15 protein-coding genes are annotated in these 13,974 nt (G+C 69.6%); 11 read left to right on the forward strand and 4 right to left on the reverse strand.

The window, feature by feature from the left end:
• Positions 1-70: 70 nt before the first annotated feature.
• Both QRN40_RS11720 and QRN40_RS11725 read left to right on the forward strand, forming a co-directional pair.
• Positions 71-1,234 (forward strand): inorganic phosphate transporter, encoded by a 1,164-nt coding sequence (locus tag QRN40_RS11720; RefSeq protein ID WP_285115820.1) that lies wholly within the window; start codon positions 71-73, stop codon positions 1,232-1,234.
• Positions 1,235-1,236: 2 nt separating this feature from the next.
• On the forward strand, positions 1,237-1,536 hold the full coding sequence (locus tag QRN40_RS11725; RefSeq protein ID WP_285115821.1) for a hypothetical protein: 300 nt from the start codon (positions 1,237-1,239) through the stop codon (positions 1,534-1,536).
• Between the two features lie 28 nt (positions 1,537-1,564).
• On the opposite strand, the gene QRN40_RS11730 is transcribed toward QRN40_RS11725, so the two are convergent.
• The 3 genes from QRN40_RS11730 to QRN40_RS11740 are packed head-to-tail and all read right to left on the reverse strand — an operon-like array spanning position 1,565 to position 2,877.
• A complete protein-coding gene (locus QRN40_RS11730) occupies positions 1,565-1,987 on the reverse strand; it encodes a hypothetical protein (protein WP_285115822.1) in 423 nt (140 codons plus the stop codon).
• Between the two features lie 60 nt (positions 1,988-2,047).
• Complete coding sequence (locus QRN40_RS11735; protein WP_285115823.1) at positions 2,048-2,428, reverse strand: MGMT family protein; 381 nt, start codon at positions 2,426-2,428, stop codon at positions 2,048-2,050.
• Entirely contained in the window at positions 2,425-2,877 is a 453-nt protein-coding gene (locus tag QRN40_RS11740; protein ID WP_285115824.1) for a GNAT family N-acetyltransferase, read from the reverse strand. Before QRN40_RS11740 ends, QRN40_RS11735 begins: the two co-directional genes overlap by 4 nt.
• A gap of 146 nt (positions 2,878-3,023) precedes the next feature.
• On the opposite strand from QRN40_RS11740, the gene QRN40_RS11745 reads away from it, so the two are divergent.
• On the forward strand, positions 3,024-4,238 hold the full coding sequence (locus QRN40_RS11745; protein WP_285115825.1) for an NADP-dependent isocitrate dehydrogenase: 1,215 nt from the start codon (positions 3,024-3,026) through the stop codon (positions 4,236-4,238).
• Positions 4,239-4,333: 95 nt separating this feature from the next.
• On the opposite strand, the gene QRN40_RS11750 is transcribed toward QRN40_RS11745, so the two are convergent.
• Positions 4,334-5,125, reverse strand: coding sequence for an SDR family NAD(P)-dependent oxidoreductase (locus QRN40_RS11750; RefSeq protein WP_285115826.1), 792 nt, complete (start codon positions 5,123-5,125; stop codon positions 4,334-4,336).
• A gap of 64 nt (positions 5,126-5,189) precedes the next feature.
• Here QRN40_RS11750 and QRN40_RS11755 point away from each other — a divergent pair, with 64 nt between their 5' ends.
• The 8 genes from QRN40_RS11755 (at position 5,190) to nagB (ending at position 13,962) form a co-directional block, all read left to right on the forward strand.
• A complete protein-coding gene (locus QRN40_RS11755) occupies positions 5,190-6,065 on the forward strand; it encodes a serine hydrolase domain-containing protein (RefSeq protein WP_285115827.1) in 876 nt (291 codons plus the stop codon).
• Positions 6,066-6,136: 71 nt separating this feature from the next.
• The gene (locus QRN40_RS11760) at positions 6,137-7,321 is read left to right on the forward strand and encodes an ROK family transcriptional regulator (protein ID WP_285115828.1); all 1,185 of its coding nucleotides are present in this window, start codon (positions 6,137-6,139) and stop codon (positions 7,319-7,321) included.
• An 80-nt stretch (positions 7,322-7,401) separates the two neighbouring features.
• On the forward strand, positions 7,402-8,754 hold the full coding sequence (locus QRN40_RS11765) for an extracellular solute-binding protein (protein ID WP_285115829.1): 1,353 nt from the start codon (positions 7,402-7,404) through the stop codon (positions 8,752-8,754).
• 94 nt (positions 8,755-8,848) lie between these two features.
• Positions 8,849-9,805, forward strand: coding sequence for a carbohydrate ABC transporter permease (locus QRN40_RS11770; RefSeq protein ID WP_285115830.1), 957 nt, complete (start codon positions 8,849-8,851; stop codon positions 9,803-9,805).
• On the forward strand, positions 9,802-10,710 hold the full coding sequence (locus QRN40_RS11775) for a carbohydrate ABC transporter permease (RefSeq protein WP_502878913.1): 909 nt from the start codon (positions 9,802-9,804) through the stop codon (positions 10,708-10,710). Before QRN40_RS11770 ends, QRN40_RS11775 begins: the two co-directional genes overlap by 4 nt.
• Complete coding sequence (gene nagZ, locus QRN40_RS11780; RefSeq protein ID WP_285115831.1) at positions 10,707-12,284, forward strand: beta-N-acetylhexosaminidase; 1,578 nt, start codon at positions 10,707-10,709, stop codon at positions 12,282-12,284. Before QRN40_RS11775 ends, nagZ begins: the two co-directional genes overlap by 4 nt.
• The gene (locus tag QRN40_RS11785) at positions 12,281-13,177 is read left to right on the forward strand and encodes an ROK family protein (protein ID WP_285115832.1); all 897 of its coding nucleotides are present in this window, start codon (positions 12,281-12,283) and stop codon (positions 13,175-13,177) included. Before nagZ ends, QRN40_RS11785 begins: the two co-directional genes overlap by 4 nt.
• Positions 13,177-13,962, forward strand: a complete 786-nt coding sequence (gene nagB, locus QRN40_RS11790) for a glucosamine-6-phosphate deaminase (protein WP_285115833.1) — start codon at positions 13,177-13,179, stop codon at positions 13,960-13,962. The genes QRN40_RS11785 and nagB overlap by 1 nt, the downstream gene beginning before the upstream one ends.
• The last annotated feature ends 12 nt before the right edge of the window (positions 13,963-13,974 follow it).

Below are 13,974 nucleotides of genomic sequence, written 5' to 3' on the forward strand. Positions count from 1 at the left end.
TGCTCCGGATCGGCGTACTCAGGAGGTGGGCGCGATCGCGCCCACCTCCTCAGTACGGAAGGACCGCCGAATGGACATGATCGTCACGGTCGCGGCCGTCATCGTCGTGGCACTGGTCTTCGACTTCACGAACGGCTTCCACGACACGGCCAACGCCATGGCGACCTCGGTCGCCACCGGCGCGCTGAAGCCCCGAACGGCGGTGGCCATTTCGGCCGTGCTCAACCTGGCGGGGGCGTTCCTCTCGACCGCCGTCGCCCAGACCATCTCCGGAGGAGTCATCAAGGAGGGGTCGTCCGGCGTGGCGATCACTCCCACGATGATCTTCGCCGGACTGGTCGGTGCGGTGCTCTGGAACCTCGTCACCTGGTACTTCGGTCTCCCGTCGAGCTCCACGCACGCCCTCTTCGGCGGCCTCATCGGCGCAGCGGTCATCGGCGCGGGGTTCGGCGCCGTCGACTGGGGAGTGCTGCTCAGCAAGGTGATCATCCCGGCGCTGCTGTCGCCCTTCGTGGCCGGCGCGGTCGCGCTCGTGGCCACCTACGCCGCGTACCGGATCACGCACAACGCGCGCGTGCACGGCGCGGAGTCCGGCTTCCGGCACGGGCAGACCGTCTCCGCCTCCCTCGTCTCGCTCGCGCACGGCACCAACGACGCCCAGAAGACGATGGGCGTCATCACCTTGACGCTCATCTCGGCGGGCTACCTGGCCGGCGGAAGCGCGCCGCCGCTCTGGGTGATCGTGTCCTGCGGACTGGCGATCGCGCTGGGCACCTACCTGGGCGGCTGGCGGATCATGCGGACCGTCGGCAAGCGCATCACCGACGTCAAGCCGCCGCAGGGCTTCGCGGCCGAGACGTCGTCGGCGGCCACCATCCTCGTCTCGTCGCACCTCGGCTTCGCCCTCTCGACGACGCAGGTCACCTCGGGCGCCGTGGTCGGCAGCGGGCTGGGCAAGAGGCTCGCCTCGGTGCGGTGGGGCGTGGTCGGACGGATCGCGGCCGCCTGGGTCATCACCCTCCCGGCCGCTGCCCTGGTCGGTGGGCTCGCGGCATGGATCGCGTCGGCGAGCGTCATCGGGCTGATCGGCGTAGCCGTCGTGGGGCTCGCGGCCGGACTCCTGATCTACGGACTCTCGCGACGCAACCCGGTGAACCGTCACAACGTCAACGAGAACGAGGACGCCGGCGAGCCGCGCGAAGCGGCGCCCGTGGGCGTCGGACAGGAGGGGTGAGGATGCGCGGGCTGATTCTGCACGCTGTGGCGCCGGAGGGGTCGTTCCTCGGCGTCGACTGGGGCTCGTTCGTCGTCGTGTCGCTCGTCGCGTTCGTGGCGACGTCGGTGGTCGTCGTCTCGTACGCGCTGGCCCTGCGGCTCCTCGCCGTCGGTGCGCCGCTCGACGCGGAGGGCGGCGCGGTGTCGGTGCGCGACGGGCGCAGGCCGGCTGTGGCGACGGTGGGCGCGGTGGTGTGCTTCGCGATCGGAGTCGCGGCAGTGCTCTACGGGATCTGGCTGATCGTCCCGCAGTTCCACTGAGCCGGGCTCCACTCACCCGCGCGGCGAGCTACTTGTGCGGCGCCTTCGCGGCCCAGACCTGGTCGCCGATGGCGAAGGCCGACCAGTTGCCCGGGCAGCCGGCCGCCTTGGCAGGAAGCCCGTCGATTGGCCACCAGCTGTCCTGGATGGTCGGCTTGGGCACATCCACCTCGCTCTTGCACACGCCCGGCACCAGGTGGGCCTTCGACGTGTAGGTCATGATCGCGGAGCCGTCCTGCGTGTCGTAGTCGACCCGGATGACCGTCGCGTCGTCCGGCACGAACGTGGGTGACCCGAAGACCGCCGTGCCCGACGCCTTCATCTCCTTCGCCGTGTCCCAGATCGCGGAGTCGACGTGCGGCTCGAATGCGGTCAGAACCGAGCATCCCGACAGGGCCATGGCGAGGGCGGACGTCGTCGCGATGACTCCGGCGGTACGGATGCGGGGCACGGCAGCTCCAGGGGAAGAGGACAGGGTCTGGTACGAGTGAACACTAGTTAACTGAACGGTTCATCGGTCGGAGGAATGATTCCGCGCGTCGCCGGGCGGTTCGGCGCCCACGCGAGCGGCCCGCAGGTCGACGCGGTACGGTCCGTTGCCCGCACGGAGCAACGGCGTCCCCTCGGCGCGATAGTGCTGGAGCGCGATGTGCTCGTGGTTCGCGGGCGGGTGGCCGCTCGCCCGGACCACGCGCCACCAGGGCACGTCGCCGCCGTAGTACGCCATCACCTGGCCGACCATCCGGGCGGCGCGCGACCCGAGGGTCGCGGCGACGTCGCCGTAGGTCATAACGTGGCCCGGCGGGATCGCATCGACCACCTCGAGGACCCGTTCGACGAACGAGTCCGAGCGGTCCGCGCCCGCGTCGCCGCCGGGCGCATCCCCGGTCACAGGTCGAGCGCGCCGATCGTCTCGCCGTACTGGGTCTCGCCGATCGGCTGGAACCCGCTGCGGATGAAGAACTGCTCGGGGCCGTGCTCGCCGGACTCCCAGATCACGTAGAGACGCTCGTGGCCGCGGGCGCGCGCCTCGTCGGCCAGAGCGCGAACCGCGAACGTGCCGATGCCGCGACCCTGGTCGTCGGCGTCGACGTTGATGCGCCAGAGGATCGCCTTGAACTCGTCGTGCTCGGCGTTCGGATCGAAGTTGCCCATGATGAAGCCGACGACCTCGTCGCCGTCGAGCACGACGCGCTGCCACGAGGTGTTCGGGTCGGCGACCGCTGCGGCGGCCGAGTAGGAGACCGGAGCGATGAACTGCTCCTGCCCGGGCTTCAGCGTGAGCGCGTTCGCCGCGACGACGGTCCGGGCGCTCAACTCTTCCAGTCTCAACTCAGCCATGACGAAAGGGTAACGTGCGCGGGCCAGCGCGGCATAGTCGCGCTCCAGCCGACCGTCTGCCGAGAGAAATTGTCTCGATGTCAAGATAGTTGTCGCGCTCAGGTAAGCTGTCGTCGGCTTGAAACGGCAGACACCCCAGGAGAACCATGGACAAGATCAAGGTTGACGGAACGGTCGTCGAACTCGACGGCGACGAGATGACACGAATCATCTGGAAGGCCATCAAAGACTCCCTCATCCACCCGTACCTCGATGTGAACCTCGAGTACTACGACCTCGGCATCGAGAAGCGCGACGAGACCGACGACCAGATCACGATCGACGCCGCCCACGCCATTCAGAAGCACGGCGTCGGCGTCAAGTGCGCGACCATCACCCCCGACGAGGCCCGCGTCGAGGAGTTCGGCCTGAAGAAGATGTGGAAGAGCCCGAACGGCACGATCCGCAACATCCTCGGCGGTGTCGTCTTCCGCGAGCCGATCATCATCTCCAACATCCCGCGGCTCGTCCCCGGCTGGAACAAGCCGATCGTCATCGGCCGTCACGCCTTCGGCGACCAGTACCGCGCGACCGACTTCGTCTTCGACGGCCCGGGCACGCTGACCCTCAGCTTCCAGCCGAACGACGGCGGCGAGGCCCAGTCGTTCGAGGTCTACCAGGCTCCGGGCGGCGGCGTCGCGCTCGCGATGTACAACCAGGACGCGTCCATCCGCGACTTCGCCCGCGCGTCGTTCAACTACGGTCTCGACCGCCAGTACCCGGTGTACCTGTCCACCAAGAACACGATCCTCAAGGCCTACGACGGTCGCTTCAAGGACCTGTTCCAGGAGGTCTTCGACGCGGAGTACAAGGACAAGTTCGAGGCCGCCGGCCTCACCTACGAGCACCGCCTCATCGACGACATGGTCGCCTCCAGCCTCAAGTGGGAGGGCGGCTACGTCTGGGCGTGCAAGAACTACGACGGCGACGTCCAGTCCGACACGGTGGCGCAGGGCTTCGGCTCGCTGGGCCTGATGACCTCGGTGCTGACCACCCCGGACGGCTCGGTCGTCGAGGCGGAGGCCGCGCACGGCACGGTCACCCGCCACTACCGCCAGCACCAGCAGGGCAAGCCGACCTCGACGAACCCGATCGCCTCGATCTTCGCCTGGACGCGCGGCCTCGCGCACCGCGGCAAGCTCGACGGCAACCAGGAGCTCATCGACTTCACCCACACCCTCGAGGACGTCGTGGTGAAGACGGTCGAGGAGGGCAAGATGACCAAGGACCTCGCGCTCCTCGTCGGCCCGGACCAGAAGTTCCTCACCACCGAGGAGTTCCTCGACGCGATCAGCGAGAACCTCAAGACGCGCATGGGCTGAGTCCCCGCGCTCCGCGACATTCGTGCCGAATGTGCGCTATTCGTGACGAATAGTGCGCATTCGGCACGAATCGTTAAGGGGCAGGCGTCGCAGGGTCAGCGGGCGGTCCAGCCGCCGTCGATCGCGAGGGTCTGCCCGGTGATGAGGGAGGCGGCGGGGGAGGCCAGGAACGCGACCGCTCCGGACACCTCGCGCGGCACGCCGATGCGGTGCAGCGCCGCGATGCGCTCGATCGTGTCGGCGCGGAAGGCGTCGTCCGAGAGTGCGGGAGCGGTGCCGTCGGTCTCGATGAACGTCGGGGCCACCGCGTTGACGCGGATGTCGTACTGGCCCCACTCGACGGCCAGGCACCGGGTGAGGTGGATGACGGCCGCCTTCGCCGAGCAGTAGGACGACTCGCCGGGCAGCGCCACCAGTCCGGCCTGGGATGCGACGTTGACGATGGAGCCGCCCCCGATCGTCAGCATGCTCTTCGCCAGGTGCTGCGAGAGGAAGAACGTCGAGCGGGTGTTGAGTTGCCAGACGCGCTCGAAGTCGTCCTCGGTGACCTCGAGCGCCGGGGCGTCGACGCCGCCGCCCGCGTTGTTGACGAGGATGTCGATCGGTCCCAGGTCCTCGGTGACTGCGTCGATGGCTGCGCGGCACGCATCCAGATCCATCACATCCAGCCGGATCGCGGTCGCCGCGACGCCGAACCCGCGCAGTTCTTCGACCAGCGCGGCCGAGCCGTCCGGATCGCGGACGCCGAGGATCACGTCGGCCCCCTGACCGGCCAGCTCGAGCGCGATCTCGCGGCCGAGCCCCCGGCTGGATGCGGTGACGAGCGCGCGCGAACCGGCGAGCGAGAACGGGGCGCGGGTGGATGCGGGAGCGGGGGAGGCGGTCATGCCTGGAGCCTAATCGCCGGCGTCGTGCGCGATGCGGCGACTTCCGGCGCGCCAGAATGGGACCATGACCGCTGCGGATGCGCTTCTCGATCGTTTCGTCCGTTCCGTCGATCGGGAGGGGCTCGGCGCCTACGGCGCGCACGCCCTCGTCGGTGAGGACGAGGCGGCGCACCGCTGGCGCAGCGACGACCGCGAGAACGTCTTCTCGGTGTCGAAGGGCGTCAGCGCCTTGGCGGCCGGCATCGCCGTGGACCAGGGCGTCCTGACCCTCGACACGACCGTCTCCGAGGCGCTTCCGGACCTTCAGCTCGGCGACGGGGTCGACCGCGTCACGCTCCGTCACCTGCTGACCATGTCCAGCGGGATCGACTTCGTCTGGTTCGGCGACCAGCCGGTGCCCGGGCCCGACCTCGCGCAGGAGATGCTGCGGCGCCCCACTCGCGGGCCGGGCGAGCACTTCCAGTACTCCGACGCGAGCACGTACGTCGCCATGCGGATGCTGGGGGCGGCCGTCGGCGATGTGCGGGACTGGCTGCTTCCGCGCCTCTTCGAGCCGCTCGGCATCGACAACCCGCAGTGGATGCGGTGCCCGCTGGGCTGGATCGTCGCCGGGAGCGGGCTGTACCTGCGCACCGGGGAGCTCGCGCGCATCGGTCGCGTGCTGCGCGATCGCGGCGAGTGGCGCGGAGAACGGATCGTGAGCGCCGCGTGGATCGACGGGATGCACGCGGACTGGCGCGACACGGGGGAGGACCCGGCGACGGACCGCTACGGCCTCGCGGTCTGGGAGGGGCCGTCGGGGCTCTGGCGGTTCGACGGGCGCTATGGGCAGTACGTCGTCGTCGACGACGAGCGCGGCGCCGCGCTCACTGTGACGGCGCACGAGGAGTTCCGCACCGGGCGCCTGCTGGAAGCTGTCCACGAGGCACTTCTGGGCTGACCCCGACCGTCCATGTAACGACTTCGTTTCGTCTCTTGCATTTCATTTGTTCGTAAGCTTTACTAACAAACATGACGACGACCGAGGTGCAGAGCAGCACCGGAGGGCTGGCCCCGGGCCGGGCACTCCGGCCGCGCGCCAAGGTGCTTCCGGAGCACGCGCGCAGCCACAACCGGTCGCTCGTGCTGCAGACCCTCTACCGGTCCGGTCAGCGGAGCCGCGCCGATCTGGCGCGCGAGACGGGGCTGACCCGGGTGACGGTGTCCGACCTCGTCGCCGAGCTGCTCGCCGAAGGGCTCGTCATCGAGCTGGGCCAGCGCGAATCCGCCCGGCCGGGGAAGCCCGCCGTCCTGCTCGACATCGACCGGACGGCCCACCAGATCATCGGCGTGGACCTCAGCGATCACGACCGCTTCCACGGCGCAGTGATGGATCTCGACGGCGAGATCCTGGCGCGTGCCGAGGTCATGCTGGCCGACAGCGAAGACGCCGAGGCCGCCACGGGCGAAGCCGCCGCGGCCCGGGTGGATGCTCTCGTCGAGCGCCTCGTCGCCGCGGCGACGGCGCCGATCCTCGGCGTCGGCGTCGGCTCGCCCGGCGTCGTCGACCTGGCGGGCACCATCCTCACAGCCCCCAACCTCGGCTGGGACGACCTCCCGCTGCAGCAGCGCCTGGGCATCCGGACGGGGCTGCCCGTGGTCGTCGCGAACGACGCCAACGTCGCAGCACTCGCCGAGCACACGTACGGCGACGCACAGGGCGACATGATGCTCATCCGGGTCGGCCACGGCATCGGGGCCGGACTCCTCGTCGCGGGCGCCCTCGTCTACGGCAGCCACTTCGCGGCCGGCGAGATCGGGCAGGTCATGGTCGGGACCGACCTCGGGCTCGACGCCACCTACAGCCGGGATCAGGTGCTCGAGCACTGGCTGAGCGTCCCGCAGCTGCAGCGCGGCATCCACCAGGCGCAGGCCGACGGTGTGGATGCGACGCCCATCCTGCGCGAAGCGGGCCAGCGGCTCGGCATCGCACTCGCGCCGGTCGTCGGCGCCCTCAACCTGTCGGAGATCGTGCTCAGCGGCCCGACCGAACTGCTCGACGGACCCCTCGCTGAGGCGACCGTCCACACGCTCCGGAACCGGACGATGGCCGAGAACCACGCCGATCTGTCCCTCCGGATGACCACGCAGGGGCAGGACATCGTCCTCCGCGGCGCGGCCGTACTCGTCCTCTCCGGACAACTCGGGGTCTCGTGACACAGCACCACCCGAATACGACCCCTGCACCGACGGTGTCGTGCACCCGCACACACTGACACTCACGAAAGGAACCAGCAATGAAGAGAAAGCTCGTCGGCCTCGCCGCAGTGGCTACGGCTTCCGCTCTCGTGCTCGCCGGATGCGCCTCGGGAGGCTCCTCCACCGGGGCCAGCACCGACGGCAAGGGCAAGACGGTCACCCTGTGGCTCGTCGGCTCCGACACTCCGGACGCGCTCCGCACGTACCTCAAGACGGAGTTCAACAAGGAGACCGGCGCCAACCTCAAGATCGAGCAGCAGGACTGGGGCGACATCGTCACCAAGCTCACCACCGCTCTCCCTGACGCGAACAACACGCCGGACGTGACGGAGATGGGCAACACCCAGTCGCCGACCTTCACGAACGTCGGCGCGTTCCTCGACATCTCCGACATGTACAAGGAGCTCGGCGGAAGCGACCTGCTCCAGTCGTTCGTCGAGGCCGGAAAGGTGGACGGCAAGAACTACACGCTGCCGTACTACTTCGGCTCGCGCTACATGTTCTACCGCAAGGACGTCTATCAGGCCGCCGGCGTCAGCGTACCGACGACGCTCGACCAGTTCAACACCGGCGTCGCCGACATCACCGCCAAGAACCCGAAGGGGATCGCCAACTTCTCCGGATTCTTCCTCGGGGGCCAGGACTGGCGCGACGGCATCTCCTGGATCTTCGCCAACGGCGGGGACATCGCCAAGAAGGACGGCGACAAGTGGAAGGCGACCCTCGAGTCCGAGGACTCGCTGAAGGGTCTCCAGCAGCTGCAGGACCTGTACAAGAACGCATCCAAGGCGCCGAACGACGCCAAGGACTCGAACCAGTACATCTACCTGAACGACAGCGACCAGACCCTGGACGCCGACGGCAACAAGACCGGTGACACGTCGCTGGCCGCCGCCACCATCATGGCTCCGGGATGGGCGCACTGGTCGATCGGCGACCTGGGCAAGGGCGCTGACGGCAAGCCGACCCGCACCTGGAACGACGCCACCTTCGGCACCTACGTCCTCCCGGGCAACGACGGCAAGCCTGCTCCCGTGTTCGCGGGCGGCTCCAACATCGGCATCTCGGCCAAGACCAAGGAGCCGGGCCTGTCGAAGACGCTGCTGAAGATCATGTTCTCGAAGGAGTACCAGGAGATGCTGGGCAAGAACGGCCTCGGCCCGGCGAACTCCAAGTACACCTCGTCGCTCGGCGACGACCAGTTCGCCAAGGCGCTGATCGAGTCGGCCTCCAACTCCAAGCTCACGCCGGCCGCGCCGGGCTGGGCCTCGGTGGAGGCGGGCAACGTGATGGAGGAGTTCTTCTCCAAGATCCGCGACGCCTCCGACCTGAAGGCGCTGGCGCAGGAGTACGACAAGAAGATCGACGCTCTGCTCAACGTCAAGAGCTGACGATCCTCACCTGATCGACGCAACACGCCGTGCCGGAACGCATCGGCACGGCGTGTTGCGTCGACTCGATCACAATCAAGGAAGGAGGACGTACGTGACCGCCACCGAAGACACCCGCATCGCCGCGGCCCCGCCGTCGGCGCCCAGGCGCGACGCCCCGCGCCGGCGCCGCGGGAGGTTCACGCCGTACGCCCTGCTGCTGCCGGCCATCATCATCCTGCTCGTCGCCCTCGGCTACCCGATCGTCTGGCAGCTCGTCACCTCGCTGCAGCACTTCGGGCTGGCGCAGCAGTTCGGCAAGCCCGCCGACTTCGTCTGGTTCGACAACTACATCACCCTCTTCACCGACTCCTACACGTGGGTGGTCGTCGGGCGGTCCATCGCCTTCTGCCTCGTCACGGCGCTCGTCACGGTCGTCATCGGCGTCGGGATGGCGCTGCTGATGAACGCGGTGAACAAGGTCGTCCGCATCATCCTGCAGGTCTCGCTGCTGCTCGCCTGGGCCATGCCCGTCGTGGCCGCGATGACCGTCTGGAACTGGCTGTTCGACTGGCGCCGCGGCGTCGTCAACTACGTGCTCACCTCGTGGGGGCTCGACTTCCAGGACCACAACTGGCTGCAGAACCCGCTCTCCTTCTTCTTCGTCGCGATGGTGATCGTGACGTGGATGAGCGTCCCCTTCGTCGCCTTCTCCGTCTACGCGGGGCTGACCCAGGTCTCCACCGAGGTGCTCGAGGCCGCGCAGATGGACGGCGCCCGGGGATGGCAGCGGCTGCGCTTCATCATCCTGCCGATCATCCGGCCCGTGCTCGGCATCGTGCTGCTGCTCCAGATCATCTGGGACCTCCGGGTCTTCGCCCAGATCAAGCTGCTGCAGGACAAGGGCTCCATCGCGAGCGAGACCAACCTGCTCGGCACCTACATCTACCAGCTCGGCGTCGGCTCCAGCGACTTCGCGATGGCGAGCGCTGTCAGCGTCTTCGTGCTCGTGCTGACCGTCGCACTCAGCTGGTTCTACGTGCGCTCCCTGCTCAAGGAGGACGAATCGTGACCGCCGCGCCCCCGCTCCGCACATCCGGCACCCGCCCGTCCACGGCGACCGTCCGGCCGCCGCGCCGTAGCCGCATCCGGACCTCGCGCGTCCTGCTCGGTGCCCTCGGCATCGTGCTCGCCCTGATCTGGGTCTTCCCCGTCTACTGGATGGTGAACTCGTCGCTGCTGCCGAACGTCACCCTGCAGAACTCCACGCCCACCTGGCTGCCGTTCGGCGGGTCGTTCGACAACTTCTCCGCGGTCGTCGGCGGCGGGACGTTCTTCCCGGCACTCGGGATGAGCGTCGCCGTCGCGCTGATCACGGTCGTGTGCTGCCTGGCGTTCGCGTTCCTGGCCGCGCTCGCGATCAGCCGGTTCCGCTTCCGCGGCCGCCGGTCGTTCGTGCTCGCCGTGCTGCTCATCCAGATGCTGCCGGCGGAGGGGCTGTTCATCGCCCAGTACAAGCTGATGGGCACGCTGGGCCTGCTGAACACGGTCGTCGGCGTCAGCATCCTGTACATCGCCGCCGTCGTGCCGTTCACCGTCTGGATGCTGCGCGGCTTCGTCGCCGGCATCCCCGCCGACCTCGAAGAGGCCGCGATGGTGGATGGGCTCAGCCGCACGCAGGCGTTCCTGCGGATCACGTTCCCCCTGCTCGCGCCGGGCCTCGTCGCCTCGGGCGTGTACGCATTCCTGCAGGCGTGGAACGAGTTCACGGTCGCGCTCGTCATCCTGCCGCAGTCGAGCAGCGCCACCCTTCCGCTGTGGCTGCGCGGCTTCGTGCAGCAGTCCGCCTCGCGCGCGACGGACTGGGGCCAGGTCATGGCCGCATCCACTCTGGTCGCCGTCCCCGTCATCATCTTCTTCCTCATCGTGCAGGGGCGGATGACGAGCGGGCTGGTCAGCGGGGCGGTGAAAGGGTGAGCGGCGCGTCCGTCGCCGCTTCCGCTGTCACCGATCCGGACCTCCGCCGCAGCATCGCCGCGACGCTGCTCCCCGGGTTCCTCGGGACGACGCTGCCCGGCTGGCTGGAGGCCCGCCTGCGCGACGGGCTCGGCGGGGTGTGCCTGTTCGGGCAGAACATCGTCTCGCCCGAGCAGCTCCGTGCTCTGACCGACGCCATCCGCGCGGCCAATCCGGACGCGATCGTCGCGATCGACGAGGAGGGCGGCGACGTCACCCGCCTGTACTACGGCAGCGGTTCGCCGTACCCGGGCAACGCCGTCCTCGGCCGGCTCGGCGACGCGGCCTACACCGAGCAGGTCGCGCAGCGGGTGGGGGAGGAGCTGCGGAGGGCCGGGGTGAACCTCGACTTCGCGCCCGACATCGACATCAACTCCAATCCGGACAACCCGGTGATCGGCGTGCGCAGCTTCGGCTCGTCGCCGGAGGTGGTCGCCGAGCACGGGGCCGCGTGGACGCGCGGGCTCCAGTCGGCGGGCGTCGCGGTCGCGGCGAAGCATTTTCCGGGGCACGGTGACACCGGGACGGACTCGCACCTCGCGCTTCCCGTCGTCGACCTGTCCGCCGCGCAGCTGCGCGAGCGGGAGCTCGTGCCGTTCCGGGCCGTCATCGAGGCCGGAGCGCGGGCTGTGATGACCTCCCACATCCTGCTCCCGCAGCTGGATGCCGCGCTCCCGGCGACCCTCAGCCCTGCGATCATCGAGGGGATGCTGCGCGGCGAGCTCGGCTTCGGCGGCGTCGTCGTCAGCGACGCGCTCGACATGCACGGGGCGAGCGGCGACCGCGGGATCCCAGAGGCCGCCGTGCTGGCGCTCGCCGCGGGGTGCGACCTGCTCTGCATCGGCACCGAGAACACCGACGAGCAGCTGGCCGCCATCGAGGCCGCCATCGCCGCCGCTGTGTCCTCGGGACGCCTTGCGCCCTCCCGCGTCGCCGAGGCCTCCGCCCGCGTGCTCACCCTCGCCCGCTCCGCAGCCGCCACCGCAGCCGCAGCCGCCGCCGCCGAGCACAGGAAAAACGTCGTCGATACGCCCTCGGACACGACCGATTTCCTGTGGTCGACGGCTGCCGAGAAGGACATCGCGGCGGCGGAGCGCGCGTTCGACGTGAGCGCATACGCTCGCGGCTGGCTGGAGGAGTACGCGGGCGGTTCGTACTCCGTGGTCCGGATCGACACCGTCGCGAACATCGCCGTGGGGACCGCGCCGTGGGGGCCGTTCTCGGACGTGGAAGCCGACCCGGCGAGCCCGTGGGCGGCGGCCTTCACCGCCAACCCGGCGGTGCTGTTCACCGAGGGCGACCATCCGGACCTCGTCCTCGCGGCGCAGTCGCCGGTGCTCGTCATCGGCAAGGACAACCACCGGCACGCCTTCGCACGCGCCGCGATCGACCGGCTCCGGGCGGAACGGGAGCGTGTGCTCGTGGTGGATATGGGCTGGCCGAGCGATGACCGCGCGTACGCGGACATCGCCACCTTCGGCGCCTCCCGCCTCGTCGGACGCGCCCTGCTCGAACTGCTCGGGCGCGGCTCGTGAGGCTCGGGATCGACATCGGCGGCACCAAGACCGACGCGGTCGCCGTCGATGAGCTCGGCGCGCTCGCGCAGCGGGTGCGGCTCGCGACGGGCTTCGGCGACGTCGCGGTGGTCGAGACCGCGGTGGCGGCCGTCTCGCGACTCGGCGAGCTCACCGGTCTGGCGCCCGGCGGCTTCCAGTCCATCGGGATCGGCGTGCCGGGGATGGTGGACACTGCCTCGGGCGACGTCGCGCACGCGGTCAACCTCGGACTCGAACGCCTGGCACTCGGCGGGATGCTCGCGGGCCGGCTGGGCGTCGGGGTCCGGGTCGAGAACGACGTGAAGGCGGCCGCCCTCGGCGCCCACCACCTGCTCGGGCTGACCGGCACGATGGCCTTCCTCAACCTCGGGACGGGGATGGCGGCGGGCATCGTCGTCGATGGGCGCCTCTGGCGCGGGAGCACGGGCATCGCCGGCGAGATCGGGCACCTTCCGGTCGACCCGCGCGGCGCCCTCTGCGCGTGCGGTCAGCACGGCTGCCTGGAGACCGTCGCGAGCGGGTCCGGCGTCGCCCGGCAGTGGCCGACGGACGACCCGCTCCCGGTCCGCGCGCTGTTCGCCGCGGCCGCCGACGGCGACCGTGAGGCACGGGCCGTGAAGGCTAGGCTGGCAGCGGGCATCGCCTCCGCGGTGCGCGTCCTCGTGCTCACCGTCGATGTCGGCACCGTCGTCATCGGCGGCGGACTGAGCCACCTGGGGGAGCGCCTGCTAGGTGACGTCCACGAGGTGCTGCACGACTGGGAGCGCACGTCGCCGTTCCTGGCGTCGCTCGACCTCCCGGGCCGCGTGCGCCTCGTCCCCGAAGGCACCCCTGTCGCCGCCCTGGGCGCGGCACTCGTAGGAGAGAACTGATGGCCGAAATCGTCGTCGTCCGCGACCAGGACGCCGCGGGCGACCTCGCCGCGCACAGCATCCTGGACCTCATCGCGGCAAAGCCGGAGGCGGTGCTCGGCCTTGCGACCGGCTCCACTCCGCTCGCCGTGTACCGCGCGCTGGAGCGCGGCATCGCCGAGCGCGGCGTCGACGTGTCGCACGTCCGCGGGTACGCGCTCGACGAGTACGTCGGCCTCCCGCCCGGTCACCCCGAGTCCTACCGCGCGGTCATCACGCGCGAGGTGGTGGAGCCGCTGGGGCTGACGCCGTCGCTCATCCATGTGCCCAACGGCTCGCTCGACGGCATCGAGCATGCGGGCGCGGACTATGAGAAGGCCATCGCCGAATCCGGAGGCGTGGATGTGCAGCTGCTCGGCATCGGGACGGACGGGCACATCGGCTTCAACGAGCCCGGTTCGTCGTTCGCCTCGATCACCCGGGTGAAGACGCTGACCGAGCAGACACGTAAGGACAACGCGCGCTTCTTCGACTCGGAGGACGACGTCCCGATGCATTGCATCACGCAGGGCTTGTCGACGATTCTCAAGGCGCGGCACCTGATGCTGCTGGCCTTCGGCGAGGGCAAGGCGGAGGCGCTGGCGGGCGCCGTCGAAGGACCGGTGTCGGCCTCGAACCCGGGGTCGGCCATCCAGCTGCACCCGCACGTCACGGTGCTCGTGGACGAGGCGGCGGCGTCGCGGCTGAAGAACCTCGACTACTACCGCTACGCGTACGCGAACAAGCCGTCCTGGCAGACGCTGTAGGGGCGGCCTCCC

Source organism: Leifsonia sp. fls2-241-R2A-40a (assembly GCF_030209575.1).
Classification (GTDB): domain Bacteria; phylum Actinomycetota; class Actinomycetes; order Actinomycetales; family Microbacteriaceae; genus Leifsonia.